At 69.6% G+C, this 16,721-nt stretch carries 13 protein-coding genes and 1 pseudogene; 9 read left to right on the top strand and 5 right to left on the bottom strand.

All coding sequences use genetic code 11. The features are described from left to right. Positions 1-123: 123 nt before the first annotated feature. Entirely contained in the window at positions 124-2,523 is a 2,400-nt protein-coding gene (locus tag ABZ826_RS22615; RefSeq protein WP_361451028.1) for an immune inhibitor A domain-containing protein, read from the bottom strand. Positions 2,524-2,889: 366 nt separating this feature from the next. On the opposite strand from ABZ826_RS22615, the gene ABZ826_RS22610 reads away from it, so the two are divergent. Beyond that, positions 2,890-3,255 (top strand): hypothetical protein, encoded by a 366-nt coding sequence (locus tag ABZ826_RS22610; RefSeq protein WP_361451024.1) that lies wholly within the window; start codon positions 2,890-2,892, stop codon positions 3,253-3,255. Positions 3,256-3,348: 93 nt separating this feature from the next. On the opposite strand, the gene ABZ826_RS22605 is transcribed toward ABZ826_RS22610, so the two are convergent. Both ABZ826_RS22605 and ABZ826_RS22600 read right to left on the bottom strand, forming a co-directional pair. Beyond that, on the bottom strand, positions 3,349-4,074 hold the full coding sequence (locus ABZ826_RS22605) for an RDD family protein (protein WP_361451021.1): 726 nt from the start codon (positions 4,072-4,074) through the stop codon (positions 3,349-3,351). Positions 4,075-4,263: 189 nt separating this feature from the next. Next, positions 4,264-5,880 (bottom strand): RDD family protein, encoded by a 1,617-nt coding sequence (locus ABZ826_RS22600; RefSeq protein WP_361451018.1) that lies wholly within the window; start codon positions 5,878-5,880, stop codon positions 4,264-4,266. Positions 5,881-6,092: 212 nt separating this feature from the next. Between ABZ826_RS22600 and ABZ826_RS22595 the strand changes: the two genes are divergently transcribed. After that, positions 6,093-6,569: an SsgA family sporulation/cell division regulator gene (locus ABZ826_RS22595; RefSeq protein ID WP_361451015.1), complete on the top strand. Its 477-nt coding sequence runs from the start codon at positions 6,093-6,095 to the stop codon at positions 6,567-6,569. Between the two features lie 23 nt (positions 6,570-6,592). On the opposite strand, the gene ABZ826_RS22590 is transcribed toward ABZ826_RS22595, so the two are convergent. After that, positions 6,593-7,960, bottom strand: coding sequence for an FAD-linked oxidase C-terminal domain-containing protein (locus tag ABZ826_RS22590; protein WP_361451012.1), 1,368 nt, complete (start codon positions 7,958-7,960; stop codon positions 6,593-6,595). Positions 7,961-8,064: 104 nt separating this feature from the next. Between ABZ826_RS22590 and ABZ826_RS22585 the strand changes: the two are divergent. Together ABZ826_RS22585 and ABZ826_RS22580 are read left to right on the top strand one after the other, a co-directional pair. Further along, a pseudogene (locus ABZ826_RS22585) lies at positions 8,065-9,179 on the top strand (RNA-guided endonuclease TnpB family protein); the annotation flags it as partial. A 133-nt stretch (positions 9,180-9,312) separates the two neighbouring features. Continuing rightward, positions 9,313-11,028 (top strand): tetratricopeptide repeat protein, encoded by a 1,716-nt coding sequence (locus tag ABZ826_RS22580; protein ID WP_361451009.1) that lies wholly within the window; start codon positions 9,313-9,315, stop codon positions 11,026-11,028. Between the two features lie 115 nt (positions 11,029-11,143). Here ABZ826_RS22580 and hppD read toward each other — a convergent pair whose 3' ends face one another. Further along, entirely contained in the window at positions 11,144-12,289 is a 1,146-nt protein-coding gene (hppD, locus tag ABZ826_RS22575) for a 4-hydroxyphenylpyruvate dioxygenase (protein WP_361451006.1), read from the bottom strand. A 133-nt stretch (positions 12,290-12,422) separates the two neighbouring features. Between hppD and ABZ826_RS22570 the strand changes: the two genes are divergently transcribed. The 5 genes from ABZ826_RS22570 to ABZ826_RS22550 all read left to right on the top strand — a co-directional run bounded on the left by ABZ826_RS22570 (position 12,423) and on the right by ABZ826_RS22550 (position 16,717). Next, positions 12,423-12,896: an Lrp/AsnC family transcriptional regulator gene (locus ABZ826_RS22570; RefSeq protein WP_361451003.1), complete on the top strand. Its 474-nt coding sequence runs from the start codon at positions 12,423-12,425 to the stop codon at positions 12,894-12,896. 15 nt (positions 12,897-12,911) lie between these two features. Beyond that, positions 12,912-13,559: an ABC transporter permease gene (locus ABZ826_RS22565; protein WP_361451000.1), complete on the top strand. Its 648-nt coding sequence runs from the start codon at positions 12,912-12,914 to the stop codon at positions 13,557-13,559. A 79-nt stretch (positions 13,560-13,638) separates the two neighbouring features. Continuing rightward, entirely contained in the window at positions 13,639-14,838 is a 1,200-nt protein-coding gene (locus ABZ826_RS22560; protein WP_361451187.1) for a betaine/proline/choline family ABC transporter ATP-binding protein, read from the top strand. Positions 14,839-14,852: 14 nt separating this feature from the next. Continuing rightward, positions 14,853-15,734, top strand: a complete 882-nt coding sequence (locus ABZ826_RS22555) for an ABC transporter permease (RefSeq protein ID WP_361451184.1) — start codon at positions 14,853-14,855, stop codon at positions 15,732-15,734. 2 nt (positions 15,735-15,736) lie between these two features. Continuing rightward, positions 15,737-16,717 (top strand): glycine betaine ABC transporter substrate-binding protein, encoded by a 981-nt coding sequence (locus tag ABZ826_RS22550; RefSeq protein WP_361450997.1) that lies wholly within the window; start codon positions 15,737-15,739, stop codon positions 16,715-16,717. The last annotated feature ends 4 nt before the right edge of the window (positions 16,718-16,721 follow it).

Below are 16,721 nucleotides of genomic sequence, written 5' to 3'. Positions count from 1 at the left end.
CTCCGCGCTCCCCCGTGAGACGTCGTGTCAATAAGGATCTGAACAAGAGGCACCTAAACACGATCGGCCGCCGCCCGCTAGAGGGCGACGGCCGATCAAGCTCTGACCTGCGGTGATATGGAACTACTTGTGCGAGGGGCCCACCTTGACGATCATCATCGAGCCGTCGCGCGGCTCGCTGACGACCGTGATCCGGGTGTTCGTGTCAGTGACCTGAACGCTTCCGGTCTTGTTCTCCTTGTACCAGTAGGTTCCCTTGTGGTCGTCGAAGACCGGGATGCCGAGCTGCGGCTTGATCTGCACCGGCACATCGGCGTTGTGCAGGGTGAAGCCGTCGGTCGCGTACCGGCTGAAGGGTGCGTCGAAGGGCTGGATCTTGTTGCGGATGATCGTGCCGTCCGCCCACTTCAGCGGCTTGGCGTGCGCGTCGATCGGCAGGATCAGGCCCTTGCCCGGGTGGGCCGAGACGTTGTTGTTCTTCTGGGAACGGTCCCACTGCCAGATGAGCAGACCGTTCTGGTACGGGTAGTGCTCGACCCAGTCCGGACGGGTCTTGGAGAAGCCGAAGTTGTACGGGCCGACCTTGAGGGTCTGGTCGTAGCTGACGTACTGGCGGTTCTCCGCGATGTAGTACTGCGGGTAGTCCTTGGTGAACGACTCGCCGACGCGGGAGAAGCCCTTGGCGGTCCAGCCGTTGTCGTCGCCCTCGGCGTTGTCCGTGAAGAGCGTGGCACCGTCGGCGTTGACCGAGATGGTGTCGGCCGCGAAGCCGACGCCGCCCGCGCCGCCGTCGGTGGCGTAACGGAAGCGGATGTCGATCTTCTTGCCCGCGTAGGCGTCCAGCGGGTAGGAGAGCTTCTGGTACGCACCGGAGACATCGGTCAGGGCCGGCTTGTCACTGGCGTCGCGCGGGATCGCCTTGCCGTCGGCCGTGCCGTCGATCGCGGTCCAGCTGGTGCCGCCGTTGTCCGACACCTCGGTGTAGAGGAAGTCGTAGTCCTTCTCGATGTCCCAGAAGCCCGCGAGGTCCAGGGACGCCTTGGACTTGCCGGTCAGGTCGACCGAGCGGGACAGGGTGTTGTTGAGGTTGTCGCCCATGTTGCTCCACCACTGCTTGGAGCCCTCCGCGGGCTTCGTGACAGCGGTGGTGACGGGCTTGTCCGGCAGTGTGACGAGGAGCGCCTGCTTGTCCTTGGTGTTGTACTCGGACACGCCCAGCTTGTGGGTGGAGTTCGTCGCGGCCTTGGCCTCGTCGTAGTTCAGCCAGCCCAGCTGGAGCTTGTCCCAGGCGGTCATGTCGCCGGGCAGGTCACCGATCTGGTTCTTGCCGGTGCCGAGCCAGGAGCCCGCCGACATCAGGGACCAGAAACCGACCGAGTTCTCGGCGGTGTTGGTGGTGTCGTACAGGTCGGGCAGGCCCAGGTCGTGGCCGTACTCGTGGGCGAAGACGCCCAGGCCGCCGTTCTCGGGCTGCGCGGTGTAGTCGCCGACCCAGAAGCCGGTGTCACCGATCTCGGTGCCGCCGGCCTTGTTGCCGGCCGGGCCGGTCGCACCGGCGTCGGTGCCGTAGGCGTACCAGCGGTGCGCCCAGATGGCGTTGGTGCCCTGCGCGCCGCCACCCGCGGACTCGTCCTCACCGGCGTGGACGATCTGGAAGTGGTCGAGGTAGCCGTCGGGCTCGTTGAAGTCGCCGTCGTTGTCGTAGTCGTAACGGTCCCACTGGTCGTACTGCGCGAGATCCGCCTTGATCTGCTCCTGGGTACGGCCCTTGGCCTTCTGGTCGGCGACCCAGGCGTTCACGCCGTCGCGGATCATGTCCCAGGCGTTGGCGCAGTTGGTCGAGCCGCAGTAGTTGGAGCCGTAACGCGCCTCGTTGTACGGCACCTTGACCCAGTCGGAGACCTCGCCGTCGACCGAGTAGCGCCCGGAGGACGTCTTCTCGTAGTAGGTCTTCAGCGAGTCCTTGCCGACGCCCTCACCGAAGTAGAGGTCCTGGAAGTGCGCCTGGTTGTAGTCGGCCTGCCAGGCGGTGCTGTTGTCCTTCTTGGGGTCCGGCTTGGCGATCGTGTTGTGCGCCGGGCCGGGCGTGCCGCCGTACTTCTTGACGGGAGGCTTCGGGCCGTCACCGTCCGGGTCGAACATGGTCGTGTCGTCGACCTTGTCGCCGAACTCGACCAGGATCGTGAAGATCTTGTCGGTCTTCTCGCGGCCGAGCTCGACGTACTTCTTGTCGTCGAGCTTGACGACCTGGGAGCCGCCTCGCTTCGATATCTTCTTGTCGCCCGATATGACCTTTTCCAGGGCTGCCTGACGCTGTGCGTCCTGCTGCTCGCTGAAAGGGCCCTTCAGATCGTGCTCGTTGCCCTTGGCCGAGCCCGGGTCACGGCGCTCGACCGCGGAGGCCTTGGCCCCTGATGCATGGTCATCCGCCTGAGCGATGGCGAAAGCTGACGCCGTGGCGGCAGTGGCGGCCATGGCCACGACAACCGCTGCGGCGCGAAGCGCCCGTCTGTGAGTGGTCACTTGATGCAGTCCTCCCCGGCGCCCGCGGCTGCGGCCTGGGGTGGTGGGGCCGCGCGCGGATACGCGTCACAAGTGACGTCATTCGACCGGAGTTACGAGAGAAAAGACAGATCTTGACTTGAACAGGCCAAGTGCACTATGCAGGAGCGCATTTCCGTTATCCGGACGTTCACCACGCGGGCGACCGGCGCGTCACAGCCCAAGCCCGGAGCGCGGCATGACTCCGTGCGCCCCCCGTGCACCGGCACCGTGGGTTAGGCCATGCTTACTACCGGCTCCGCTCGGGCATCCACCGTCGTAGAGTCGCTTGACAGTGCGACCGTGTTGAGAGACTGCCCATCCGATGCCCTGAGGACGGATACCGCCATGCCGCGTATCACTGCCGCACAGCTCTCCTACGGTTCGGTCACCGTCGTCTTCTCCACCCTCGCCATGCTGCTGCTCTCCCGTACGGGTTCGGGCCTCGGCATCGCCGTCATCGGGACCGCGGCGCTCGCGCTCGGTCTGCTGGTGGCCGTGACCGTACCCCTCCCGTCCCGGGCGAAAACAGCGAGGTCGTCGAGGGCCGGGGCCGCAGCCCGTACGAACCAGGACGCGGTCTCCGCCGCCGTCGAGGCCGAGGGCCTCGCCCTCGACGGCGTCCGGGCCCCGATCCCGGCGGCCCGCGCGGCCGAGCAGCGGAGAACAGCGCGTGCGGACGAGCGTCTGAACCAGCACTCCCTGCGGCGCTGACGGCTCAACGGCCTCGGTCTTCGTACGGGTTCGACGACCGAGCCCGTACGAAGACCGAGGCCTTTGTGGCATGGGGGGGTGAGGACGCATGCCTCAGTTGGTCTGGACGACCACCGTCTTCGCCGACTTGTCGTGCAGGCCCTGCCGATAGGGCTTGTCCGTGAACATGAGCACGATGTTGATCAGCCACCACAGGCAGGGGCAGCACAGCAGCGCCGGCAGCCACAGCACCACGGCCCGCAGGAACGCCGCCCCGGTGTCCGGCACCCGGCCGTCGTTGAGCATCGCGACCCGCAGCTTCAGCAGCCGTTTACCGATGGTCCGGCCGTCCTTGTGCGTGAAGTACGTGTCGTACGCGACGTAGACCACCAGCCCGATCAGTGACCAGAGCAGTTGGTGACCGCTGTACGTCTGGCTGAAGACGTTGCCGACACCGTTGTTGCTGGTGTTGTCGTTCGACACCTCGACCGCGCCGCCCCAGGGCAACGAGATCAGATACAGCGGGATCGAGATGATCAGGAAGTCGATCAGCCGGGCCAGAATCCGCTTCCCCGGTTCGCCGAGCGGCGGCATACCGGCCAGCGGATCGGCACCCCCGTACGGGCCACCGCCGCCATAGGGACCGGGATCGTACGGCGGCGGAGGCGGAGCGCTGTCGTAGGGCGAACCCGATGGCGGCCCCTGGGGCTCTGGAGGCTCCTGAGGCCCCTGCGGCCCCGGGGGCTCCTGCGGCCCCTGCGGCCCTTGTGACCCCTGTGGCTTCTTGAGGAACGGGTCGTCCTCGGGCGGCTCACCGGACGTCGGCTGATCGTTGCTCATGGGGGCAGTGCATCCCGGCCCACGGGCGCCCGCAACGGCTCAGGTGCGTTCGGGGGAACGGGGTCTCCCCGAGGCCCCCTCACCCGATGGGCCGTCAGCCGGACGAGTGCGCTCAGCGGCTCCCCGCGCGGGTCGGCCCCGATGTCCGAAGCCGGCCCGCGTGGTCGGCGCGATGGGTCACCGCCCGGGTCAGCCCGCGACGAAGGTGTGCGCCGCCTTGTCGTGCCAGCACTGCCGCCACGGCCGGTCGAACAGGCACCAGAGCACATTGACCACCCCGACCACCAGGACGCCCAGCACGCCGTAGACCAGCCAGCGGCGCAGCGCGGCACCGAAGGCCGGGGGCCCGTGGGACTCGATGTCCCGCACTTCGAGCCCGCAGAGCTTCTTGCCGAGCGTACGGCCCCACTTGGCGGTCGGCAGTGCCTCCAGCAGGACGCCGAGCACCAGGAACGCGCCGAGCACCGCGCCGAACAGACCGGCCGTGGTGGAGTCCACCAGCCAGACGGTGACCGTCTCGCCGGACAGCTTCGCCGCGCTGATCTTCGCGTCGATGTGGTCCATCGCCCGCGAGACGAACGGGAACCCGATCGCGCCGACCAGCGCGGCCAGCACCACCGTGTCGACGAGCCGGGCGGCGAACCGCTTGCCGAGTCCGGCGGGCCTGGCCGATGCCTGGGCCTGCGCGAGCTGCTGGAAGTGATCGTTGACCGGGGGCTTCCAGGGCACGACGGGCTGGTCCGGCTGTCCACCCTGCGCACCGAACTGCCGATGGGGCTGCTGGGCCTGGAGCGGGAGCTGGGGCTGCGGCTGCGGCTGTGGCTGGGGCTGGGGCTGGGGCTGGGGGGCCTGCTCGGCGTGGGCGAGCTGATGGACGTGCTGCGCCCAGGAGGCGGCGCCGTCGCCCGCACCCGGCGTGACCGGGCTGTTGGGCTCGCCCGGGGTGGGAGCGGCCGGGGCAGGGGCCGGGGCGGGGGCCTGCGCCGGGGTCTGCGCGGGAGGCCGCGCACCGGTCCCCGGGGCGAGCGCGCGGATCGCCATCGTCCCGTTCGCGGGCGGCTGTTCCGTCGTCCGGGGTGCGGGCGGACGGGTGCCCCGGCCCACGGCACGGATCGCGACCGTGCCGTCGGTGGGCGGCCCTCCCGCGTCGCCGCCGCTGCCCGTACCGCTGCCACCGGGGCGGCCCGTGCGGTCGCCCCGGATCGCGACGGTGTTCTCGGGTGCCTGGCCGCCGCCGTGCACGGCCGGCAGCGCGCCGCCCGCCGGGTCCGGGGAGGCGGGTCGGCGCGGGTCCGCGGGAGCGCGGCCGACGGGTGCCCGGACCGCGGGGACGAGATCGGCCGGGAGCCGGCCGGCCGACGTACGGGGATCCCGGCCGGGCTCCGGTCCCGAGCCGGACCCGGCCGCGGACTCCGGACCCGATGGCCGTCCCCGCTCGCCGGGCTGCCCGGTGCCGCCCCAGGAGACCCGCCGGTCGCGCTCCCCGCCGAAGCCGGTCTGCCGGGACGCGTCGGCCTGCCAGGCGGTGGCCGGTTCGGGACGGTTGTCCGCGAACGGTTCCTCGTCGAGGAAGACCGGACCGGTCTCGTCCACCGGTGCGTCGGCCGACGCGGACGCCGGGGCCGTCGGCTGCGGCCCGCCCGCCGCTCCGCCGGGCACCGGTTCGCCCTGCTGAGGGGCGGGCCGGCTCGTGCCGGGCACCCACGAAGCGCCGTTCCAGTACCGGACGTATCCGGGAATGGACGGGTCGGGGTAGTACCCCTCGCGGGGGCTTTCGTCACCGGGTGCCGGGGTTGGGGCGCTCATCACCGTGGTCCCGTATCTCTTCGAGGCCGCAATTCAACGGGTCCACATCTATCAGACGCCCGCGTACCCCTGGGCCGGTCCAGGGGATTGGGCCACTTTCCGGTCACCCGGAAATTTTTTCCCGAAGTCGCGTAATAGGTGGCGGGGAGGGCGCTCTCTCCCAGTGCGGACCGGTCACGGGACCGGCCCACAGGCACTGGAAGGACGTACTCATGCACACCGTCGTGGAACGCGAGCTGGAGTTCAAGCTGGTTCTGTCGCCCGAGCGGAGCATCCCCGTCCCCGCCCGGCTGACGTATCGCACGGACGATCCGTACGCCGTGCACGTCGCCTTTCACATCGGCTCCGAGTTCCCCGTCCACTGGACGTTCGCCCGCGATCTTCTGGTCGAGGGCGTGTTCCGGCCGTGCGGCCACGGGGACGTACGGATCTGGCCGACCAAGGTCGACGTCCACAACGTCATCTTCGTGGCGCTGACCTCACCGGACGGCGACGCGCTCCTGGAGCTGCCGTCCGCCGTGGTGGCCGCCTGGGTGGAACGGACGCTGCGGCTGGTCCCGCCGGGTACGGAGTCCGAGTGGCTGGGCATCGACGAGGGTCTCGCCGAGCTGCTCGCGCCGCTGCCGGCCGACGATCTGTGGCTGAGCGATCCGTGGGGGCCGAACGAGTCGCAGGACGGCGACGCGTGAACGGCCACGGTCCCGGCCGGCCGTCAGAACACCTTGCCCGGGTTGAGGAGCCCCAGCGGGTCGAACGCCTGCTTGATGCCCCGGTGCAGTTCGACGCTCACCTCGCCGAGTTCGCGCGCGAGCCACTCCTTCTTCAGGACGCCGACCCCGTGTTCGCCGGTGATCGTGCCGCCGAGCGCCAGGCCGAGCGCCATGATCTCGTCGAAGGACGCACGGGCCCGCCGGGACTCGTCGGCGTCGGTGTGGTCGAAACAGACGACGGGGTGGGTGTTGCCGTCGCCCGCATGTGCGCAGACACCGATGGTGAGGCCGTACTTCTCGGCGACGGCGGCGGTGCCTTCGAGCATCGCGCCGAGTTTCGAGCGCGGTACGCAGACGTCGTCGATCATCGTGGCCGGCTTGACGGTCTCCAGCGCGGTGAGCGCCATCCGCCGGGCCTGGAGCAGCAGGTCGGACTCGGCGGCGTCCGCCGCGGGGACCACCTCGGTGGCGCCCGCCGCGGTGCACAGCTCGGCGACGGCGGCCAGGTCGGCCGACGGGTCCGGGGTGTCGAAGGCGGCGAGCAGCAGCGCCTCGGTGGTGTCGGGGAGGCCCATGGAGGCCGTCTTGTTGACGGCACGGACCGTCGTACGGTCCATCAGTTCGAGGAGTGACGGGGTGTGACCACGCTCCATGATCCGGCAGATGGCGTCGCAGGCGGTGGCCGCGCTCGGGAACTCGGCGGCCAGGACCAGCTGCCGCGGCGGACGGGGCTTCAGCGCCAGCACGGCCTTGACGACGATGCCGAGGCTGCCCTCCGAGCCGACGAAGAGCCGGGTCAGGTCGTAGCCGGCGACGCCCTTCGCGGTGCGGCGGCCGGTGGTGAGCAGCCGCCCGTCGGCGAGGACGACCTCCAGGCCGAGCACGTACTCCGCGGTGACCCCGTACTTCACGCAGCACAGACCGCCGGACGCGGTGCCGATGTTGCCGCCGATGGTGCACGTCTCCCAACTGGAGGGATCCGGCGGGTAGCAGAGGCCGTGCTCGTCGACCGCCCGGGACAGCACCGCGTTGACGACGCCCGGTTCGACGACGGCGATCCGGTCGACCGGGCTGATCTCCAGGATCCGGTCCATCTTCACCAGGGACAGCACGATGCAGCCGTCGGAGGCGTTGGCCGCGCCCGACAGACCGGTGCGGGCCCCCTGCGGGACGACCGGGACGCGCAGGGCCGTGGCCGTGCGCATGACGTGCTGGACCTGCTCGACCGTGCGCGGGAGCACGACGACGGCCGGTGTGCCCGCGTCGCAGAAGCTCGCCATGTCGTGGGCGTAGGAGGCGGTGATGTCGGGATCGGTGATCAGGGCCTCGTCGGGCAGCCCCGCACGCAGTCGTTCGAGAAGACCATTCATCGGATTCCTCCGTGGCTGCTCCGCCCTTCGGGGCGGAGAGGAAACGGACTCCTGCGGAGCAGGGCAAGAAGCGGAGTTTCGCCCCCAGGGCGAAAGGCCGTGCTGTGACCCGCAGATTTGATCTTAACTCGCAGCACCTCGCTCCCGCCCGCACGGAGGCATGGGTACGGCAGGAGCGGGTCAACTACAACGCAACGTCGGCGATGCTGACGGCGTGGAAGAAGACCGAGGAGCCGGCGTTCCTCAACCAGGTCTCGTCGGTGCCGCTCCAGCAGACACTGCGGCACCTGCAGACCGCGTTCACCCATTTCTTCGGCAAGCGGGCGAAGTACCCGCGCTTCAAGTCGCGGAAGAAGTCGCGGAAGTCGGCGGAGTACACCACCAGCGGGTTCCGCTTCCGTGACGGGGAGCTGACCCTGGCGAAGATGACCGAACCTCTGGACATCGTGTGGTCCCGGTCGCTCCCCGAGGGGGCGAGGCCGTCCACGGTGACCGTTTCCCAGGACGCGGCGGGACGCTGGTTCATCTCGTTGCTGTGTGACGACCCGTCCGTCCAGCCCCTCCCCGCCACCGACAGCGCGGTCGGGATCGATGTCGGTCTGGACCACCTGCTGACCCTCTCCACCGGGGAGAAGATCGCCAACCCCCGGCACGAACGCCGAGACCGCGACCGACTCGCCGAAGCTCAGCGGAAACTGTCCCGCAAGGCCAGGGGCGAGGGCGCCAACCGGGCCAAGGCCCGGCGCAAGGTCGCCGAGATCCACGCGAGGATCGCCGACCGTCGCCGTGACCGCTCCACAAGCTGACCACTCGGCTCGTGCGTGAAAACCAAACGCTCGTGATCGAGGACCTGACCGTGCGCAACATGGTCACGAACCACACGCTCGCCCGAGCCATCTCGGACACGAGCTGGAGCGAGTTCCGCTCCATGCTGGAGTACAAGGCCGCCTGGTACGGGCGCGAGGTGATCGCCGTCGACCGATGGTTCCCCTCGTCCAAGCTGTGCTCCGCCTGCGGCACCCTCGCCGAGAAGATGCCGCTGAATGTCCGTACCTGGACGTGCGACTGCGGAACGACCCACGACCGGGACGTGAACGCAGCGAAGAACCTTCTGGCCGCCGGGCTGGCGGTGACAGTCTGTGGAGCTGGTGTAAGGCCTCAACGGAGTTCTCCGGGCAGGCAGTCGGCGACGAAGCAGAAACCCCCACGGCGCGAGCCGCAGGAATCCCCTCGTTCACGAGGGGAGGAAGTCAAGATCCAAGCGTGGCACCCGGGGCCCATTGGTGTGAACCCGTCTGCGGCTGCCTTCGCAAGACGCGGTGTGCTCTTCGTACTGACGCAGAGTGATCGGCATGGATGTCATGCCGCAGCAGCCTCCGGAGTCCCCCGATTCGACCGAGCCTCCCCTTGAGCCCCCCGGAACCCGGCCGGCACCGCCGGACCCGGCGTCGTCGGAGGACGAGCTGCCCCCCGTATCGCTGCGGACGACGCTGCGCAGGGCGGCCATGGGCATGGTGGCGGGCGCGGTGCTGGTGACGGGTGCGGTGGTGGCCGTGCCGGAGGACGAGAAGAAGTCGGCGCCGCCGCCCGCGCCGGGTCCGGTCTCGCGGGCCCTGAAGGCGACGGACCTGGGCTATCCCGCCTCGCTCTCCGATCTGACGGCGCTGATGGGGGACCGGCAGCAGTGGGTGGGCACGCATCCTTCCGACGCGGGGGCGTGGGCGCTGCTCGGTACGTCCTACGTGGAATGGGGGCAGCGCTCCGCGGACGAGGCGTACTACGGCCGGGCCGAGCAGGCGCTGCAGCGCTCGCTGAACGTCGAGCCGGGTGAGAACGGGAACACGGCGGCCTGGGTGGGACTCGCGGCGCTGGCCAATGCCCGGGGCGACTTCGGCGCGGCGAAGAAGTGGGGCGAGAAGGTACGGGCGCGGGAGCCGAAGCAGTGGACGGTCTACCCGTCCCTGATCGACGCGTACAACGGCCTCGGTGACTACACGGCCTCACGCACGGCGGTGGAGAGGTTCACGGCGCTGCGCCCCGGCGGCACGGCGCTCCTGCGTACGGCGCGGATGTACCGGGACCGCGGCTGGCGCGAGGACGCGCTGGCGAACGCGCAGGGCGCGGCCGACCGGGCCACGGTTCCGGCGCAGAAGGCGGAATGCCTGTACCTGCTGGGCGAACTGGCCTGGGAGCGGGGCGAGCCCGAGGAGGCGGTGGCGCAGTACGGCGCGGCGCTGCGGACCGACCGTGCCCACCCTCCGTCGCTCGCTGGCCGGGCCAGGGCACTGGCGGCGCTCGGCCGTACCGACGAGGCGCTGCGCGACTACCGGGCGGCGCTGGCTCGTCTTCCCCGGCCCGACTACATGCTCGAACTGGGTGAGCTGTACGAGTCGCTGGGCCGGGACGACGAGGCCCAAAACCAGTACGGAAAGCTCGGTGAGGCTCTCTCGCGCGGCGACGCCCAGGGAGTGGACAACGCGCTGCTGCGCGGCCGTTTCGAGGCCGCTCACGGAGATCCGGCGGTGGCGGTGAAGCTGCTGCGGGCGGAGTGGGGCCGAGCGCACCGCAGCGCGGCGGTGGCGGACGCGCTGGGCTGGGCGCTGCACCGCTCCGGCGATTCGTCCGCCGCGCTGAAGTACGCGACGCAGGCGGTCGACACGAGTGGGCGGAACGCCTCGTACATGTCCCACCTGGGCGCGATTCAGCAGGCGTTGAAGGACTACGGTCCGGCGCGCCGCAATCTGGAGGCGGCGCTGCGCACCAATCCGCACTTCTCACCGCTGGAGGCACCGGCGTCCCAGGAGGCGCTGGACTCGCTGGCCCGGCTCACGGCGGGCGGCCCGCGGGACATGCGGCCCGCCCCGGAACCCGAGCCGGCGGCGCGGGCCGAGCCGGAGACCCCCGCACCGACACCGCAGCGGCCGGCTCCCGCGAGAACCCCGGCGCGGGCCTCGACCCCGGTGGCGGAGCCGAGTACGCCGAACCCCGGGCCGCAACCGAGCGATCCGGACCTGCGGATGGCGGCGGGAGCGCCCGGCCCCGGCACGCACGCGCCGGGCGGGAGCTGACAGGCCGCCGGGGCGATCGGCCCACGCGCCGTGTGCCGGGGCGTGCCCGCCGGTGGGAGCCGCACCCGAGGCGGGGCCCCGGCTGCGCCGGGGCCCCGCCGTCACGCCCTGGGGATCAGAGGTTGCCGCGCTTCTCCTGCTCGCGCTCGATCGCCTCGAACAGGGCCTTGAAGTTGCCCTTGCCGAAGCCCATCGAGCCGTGGCGTTCGATCATCTCGAAGAAGACGGTCGGGCGGTCCTGGACCGGCTTGGTGAAGATCTGCAGCAGGTAGCCGTCCTCGTCGCGGTCGACGAGGATCTTCAGCTCGCGCAGGACCTCCACGGGGACCCGGGTCTCGCCCGCCCACTCGCCGAGGGTGTCGTAGTACGAGTCGGGGGTGTCCAGGAACTGGACGCCGGCCGCCCGCATCGCCCGCACCGAGGCGACGATGTCGTTCGTGGCGAGCGCGATGTGCTGGACGCCCGCGCCGCCGTAGAACTCCAGGTACTCGTCGATCTGGGACTTCTTCTTGGCGATGGCCGGCTCGTTGATCGGGAACTTGACCTTGAGCGTGCCGTCGGCGACGACCTTGGACATGAGCGCGGAGTACTCGGTGGCGATGTCGTCGCCCACGAACTCCTTCATGTTGGTGAAGCCCATGACCTTGTTGTAGAAGCCGACCCACTCGTTCATCCGGCCGAGTTCCACATTGCCGACGCAGTGGTCGATGGCCTGGAAGAAGCGCTTGGCGGGCGGCTCGACGATCGGGGCCGCAGCAACGAAGCCGGGCAGGTAGGGGCCCTCGTAGCCGGTGCGCTCGACGAGGGTGTGGCGGGTCTTGCCGTACGTGGCGATGGCGGCGAGCACGACCGTGCCGTGCTCGTCCTTGACCTCGTGCGGTTCGGTGAGACCGAGGGCGCCGTGTTCGACCGCGTACGCGTAGGCCGCTCGGGCGTCCGGGACCTCGATGGCCAGGTCGACGACACCGTCGCCGTGCTCGGCGACATGGTCGGCGAGGAAGCGGCCGTGGTCGGTGGACGCCTTGATGACGGAGGTGAAGACGAAACGGGCGGATCCGTTGGTCAGGACATAACTCGCCGTCTCGCGGCTGCCGTTCTCCGGTCCGGAGTAGGCGACCAGCTTCATGCCGAAGGCCGTCGAGTAGTAGTGCGCGGCCTGCTTGGCGTTGCCGACGGCGAAGACGACCGCGTCCATTCCCTTGACCGGGAAGGGGTCGGCCTGCCGGGCTGTGTCGGGGGTGGTGTGCAGAGTCTCAGTCATGTTCGAAGACTCTCGCCGCTTCGCAAGGTGCGCAACAGTTCGCGAATCCCCTGGGCAATCTGCATAACCGAAAGGGACGATGGCCGGGCTATCTGTACATGATGACCATCACAGCGACCCCCGGAGGCGGATCATGGCGATCGATCACTTGGACGGGCGGCTCATCGTACTGCTGGCCCGCGAGCCCCGGATCGGCGTCCTGGAGGCATCGCGCCGGCTCGGCGTGGCGCGCGGGACGGTGCAGGCCCGCCTCGACCGGCTTCAGTCGAATGGAGTCATTCGCGGATTCGGTCCGACCGTCGATCCGGCGGCGCTCGGCTACCCCGTCACCGCGTTCGCGACCCTGGAGATCAAGCAGGGTCAAGGGGGCGATGTACGGGCCCACTTGGCCGGCGTTCCGGAAGTGCTGGAGCTGCACACGACCACGGGGCACGGCGACATGCTCTGCCGTCTCGTCGCGCGTTCCAACGCCGATCTCCAACGGGTGATCGACCGGGTTGTCGGATTTGATGGCATCGTCCGGGCCTCCACGGCCATCGTGATGGAGAACCCGGTTCCGCTGCGCGTCATCCCGCTCGTCGAGCAGGCCGCGGGGGACGACGACTGAGGCGAGGAGTGGCGTGTGAGCTTCTGGGAGTATCTGGGCAACCGGCACCAACAGCTGCTCACCGACGCGTACCAGCACGTCAGCGCCGTGTTCCAGTGCATGGTCATCGCCACGGTGCTCGGCGTGCTGATCGGCGTCGTCACCTATCGCAGCGGATGGGCGGGGTCGCTGGCGATCACATCGACGGCGACGGTCCTCACCATTCCCTCGCTCGCCGCGATCGGTCTGCTCATCCCGCTGGTCGGGCTCGGGGTCGCGCCCACGGTGATCACTCTGACGCTGTACGGACTGCTGCCCATCGTCCGCAACTCCATCGTGGGGCTGCGCGGCGTCGATCCGGCACTGGTCGACGCGGCGCGGGGCATCGGGATGTCGAGACCGGCCCGGCTGTGCCGGGTGGAGCTGCCGCTCGCCTGGCCGCCGATCCTCACCGGCATCCGGGTCTCCACACAGATGCTGATGGGCATCGCCGCCATCGCCGCGTACGCCTCGGGCCCCGGCCTGGGCAACGAGATCTTCCGCGGCATCGCCTCGCTGGGCAGCGCCAACGCGATCAATCAGGTGCTCGCGGGCACGCTCGGCATCGTCATCCTCGCCCTGCTCTTCGACGCCGCGTACGTACTGCTCGGGCGGCTCACCATTCCCAGGGGGATCCGTGTCTGAGACGGCCGGCTCCGGGGCCGCCCACGGGAGCACGGCCGCCGGCGACGCCGCGCCGACGCGGACCACGTCCGGCGCCACCATCCACCTGGACAATCTGACCAAGCGCTACCCGGGCAATCCGAACCCGGCGGTGGACAACGTCACGATGGACATCAAGGCCGGCGAGACGGTGATCTTCGTCGGCCCGTCCGGCTGCGGGAAGTCCACCACCCTGAAGATGATCAACCGGCTGATCGAGCCGACGTCCGGACGGATCAGGATCAACGACGAGGACGTCACCGACATCGACCCGGTGAAGCTGCGCCGCAAGATCGGATACGCGATCCAGTCGTCCGGGCTCTTCCCGCACATGACGGTCGCCGAGAACATTGCCCTGGTACCGAGGATGGTCGGCTGGTCGAAGTCGAAGGTGAAGGACCGGGTCGAGGAAATGCTCGATCTGGTCGGGCTGGATCCGCGGGAGTTCCACGGGCGCTATCCGCGGGCGCTGTCCGGCGGACAGCAGCAGCGGGTGGGCGTGGCACGGGCCCTGGCGGCCGATCCGCCGGTGCTGCTGATGGACGAGCCGTTCGGCGCGGTCGACCCGATCACCCGCGACCATCTCCAGGACGAGCTGATCCGCCTCCAGCACGAGCTGCACAAGACGATCGTCTTCGTCACCCATGACTTCGACGAGGCGATCAAGCTGGGTGACCGGATCGCCGTACTGCGGGAGCGTTCGCACATCGCGCAGTTCGACACCCCCGAGGCGATCCTCACCAACCCGACGGACGACTTCGTCTCGGGTTTCGTCGGTGCCGGGGCGGCGCTGAAGCGGCTCAACCTCACCCGCGTACGGGATGTGGAGATGGCCCAGTTCCCGACGGTGACGGTCGACGACCCGCTCCAGTCGATCTTCAACAGGCTGCGCGGCGGCCCGCACAACGAGCTGCTGATGCTGGACCGCAGGAACCGCCCGTACAAGTGGCTGCGGCGCGGCGACCTGATGCGGGCCCGGGGTTCGCTGGCGCGTGCCGGGCAACTGGTCCACGACACCGTGACGCGCGACGCGACGCTGCACGACGCGCTGGAGGCGGTGCTGACCGACAGCGGCGGACGGGTCGCGGTGACGGGGCGGCGCGGCGAGTTCATCGGGGTCGTCGACATGGAGACCCTGATGAACTCCGTCCATGAACTGCTGGAGGCCGACCGGCTCGCCGCCATCGAGCACCAGCACGACCTGGAGGAGCTGCGCACCCACCAGACCGAACAGGAGCTGGAGGGCGGTCCGGGCGCATGACTCCCAACTCCCCGCTGAATCCCGAATCGAAGCGGTCTGGGCGCTCCCTTCACCCGGCGCCCGCGTCCGACAAGGACCGCCCGGCCGGCGAACACGACGTCAGGGGCCACGCCTTCCGCGACGAGGAGGAGGAACCCGCACCGCCACCGGCCGGGCCGCGGCGCCGGATCACCTGGCGCCAACTGGTGCTCCTGCCGCTCGCGCTCGCGGTCGTCCTGGCCGCCACCTATCTGTGGATCACCCACGTCCACCTCGACTCGATCGCGCGGAACTCGCTCACCGGCGGCAATGTGCAGCTGCGCTGGTGGCAGCATGTGAAGCTGACCGCGATCTCGACGTTCTGGGTGCTGATCATCGCCATCCCGCTGGGGATCGCGCTGACCCGGCGCAGGCTGCGCAAGGGCGCCCCACTGGTCACCGCGATCGCCAACATCGGGCAGGCGACCCCGGCGATCGGCCTGCTGGCACTGCTGGTGATCTGGCTGGGCATCGGCCCGTCGACGGCGATCACCGGCATGGTGATCTACGCGGTGCTGCCGGTCTTCTCGAACACGGTGGCCGGCCTGAAGGCGATCGAACCGAACCTGGTCGAGGCCTCGCGCGGCATCGGCATGTCCGCGATGGGGACGCTCACCAAGGTCGAACTGCCACTCGCCGTGCCGTTGATCCTGGCCGGTGTACGGACGGCGCTGGTGCTCAATGTCGGTACGGCGACCCTGGCCACCTTCGTCGGCGGCGGCGGCCTCGGGGACCTGATCACCTCGGGCATCCAGACTCAGCGGATGCCGGTGCTGGTGCTCGGTTCCGTGCTGACGGTGGTGCTGGCGCTGCTGGTGGACTGGCTGGCCTCGCTGGTCGAGCTGGCACTGACGCCGCGTGGGCTGGAGGTGGGGTGAGCATGGGCCCGCGAAAGGTGCGTGCCGGGCTCGTGGGGGCGCTCGCTCTGGCGCTGCTGCTCTCCGGGTGCGGACTGAAGAGCGGCTCACCGATGGTGGACGACGTGGTGCCGGGCTCCGTCGGCCGGGGAAGGCCGCTGTCCGGCGCCTCGCTGACCGTCACCTCGAAGAACTTCAGCGAGAACATCGTCCTGGGCCAGATGATCGGCCTGGTCTTCAAGGCCGCCGGGGCGGAGGTCCTGGACCGGACGAACCTGCCCGGTTCGATCAGCGCGCGCGAGGCGATCGTCAAGGGCGGGGCGGACGCCATGTACGAGTACACGGGCACCGGCTGGATCACCTACCTGGGCCATGCGAAGCCGATCGCCGACCCGCTGAAGCAGTGGGAGGCGGTCCGTGACGAGGACCGGAGGAACGGCGTGACCTGGCTGCCGCCGTCCACCCTCAACAACACCTACGCGCTCGCCATCAGCCGGAGGAACAACGCGAAGTACCACCTGAGGACGCTCTCCGACGTCGCGGTGCTGGCCGGGAAGAACCCGTCGGCGGTGACGATCTGCGTGGAGAACGAGTTCGCCTCGCGCGACGACGGGCTGCCGGGCATGGAGAAGGCGTACGGGATGACGCTGCCGACCGCCAACATCAAGAAGATGGACGCCGGGATCATCTACACCCAGGTCTCGAAGTCCAACTCCTGCCTGCTGGGCGAGGTGTTCACCACGGACGGCCGGATCAAGGCCATGGACCTCGAAGTGCTCGTGGACGACAAGCACTTCTTCCCCAACTACAACGCGGCGCCCGTCGTCCACAGCAAGACCTTCGAGAAGTACCCGCAGATCGCGGAGCTGCTCGACCCGGTCAGCAGGAAGCTGACGACGGAGGTCGCCCAGGAGCTCAACGCCAAGGTGGACGTGGACGGGCAGGACCCGCACGAGGTGGCGAAGGAGTGGCTGATCCAGGAGGGGTTCATCAAGAAGGGGTGAGCCC

The organism is Streptomyces sp. NPDC047515 (assembly GCF_040643055.1).
Classification (GTDB): Bacteria; Actinomycetota; Actinomycetes; order Streptomycetales; family Streptomycetaceae; genus Streptomyces.
The sequence above is the reverse complement of the archived record's forward strand: the minus strand, read 5'-3'. Positions and strand labels throughout refer to the sequence as shown.

Coding starts and splice junctions, on each gene's coding strand:
- ABZ826_RS22610 (WP_361451024.1), top strand. CDS start 2,890: ATGCCGCGTATCACTGCCGCACAGCTCTCCTACGGTTCGGTCACCGTC.
- ABZ826_RS22605 (WP_361451021.1), bottom strand. CDS start 4,074: ATGAGCAACGATCAGCCGACGTCCGGTGAGCCGCCCGAGGACGACCCG.
- ABZ826_RS22600 (WP_361451018.1), bottom strand. CDS start 5,880: ATGAGCGCCCCAACCCCGGCACCCGGTGACGAAAGCCCCCGCGAGGGG.
- ABZ826_RS22595 (WP_361451015.1), top strand. CDS start 6,093: ATGCACACCGTCGTGGAACGCGAGCTGGAGTTCAAGCTGGTTCTGTCG.
- ABZ826_RS22590 (WP_361451012.1), bottom strand. CDS start 7,960: ATGAATGGTCTTCTCGAACGACTGCGTGCGGGGCTGCCCGACGAGGCC.
- ABZ826_RS22580 (WP_361451009.1), top strand. CDS start 9,313: ATGGATGTCATGCCGCAGCAGCCTCCGGAGTCCCCCGATTCGACCGAG.
- hppD (WP_361451006.1), bottom strand. CDS start 12,289: ATGACTGAGACTCTGCACACCACCCCCGACACAGCCCGGCAGGCCGAC.
- ABZ826_RS22570 (WP_361451003.1), top strand. CDS start 12,423: ATGGCGATCGATCACTTGGACGGGCGGCTCATCGTACTGCTGGCCCGC.
- ABZ826_RS22550 (WP_361450997.1), top strand. CDS start 15,737: ATGGGCCCGCGAAAGGTGCGTGCCGGGCTCGTGGGGGCGCTCGCTCTG.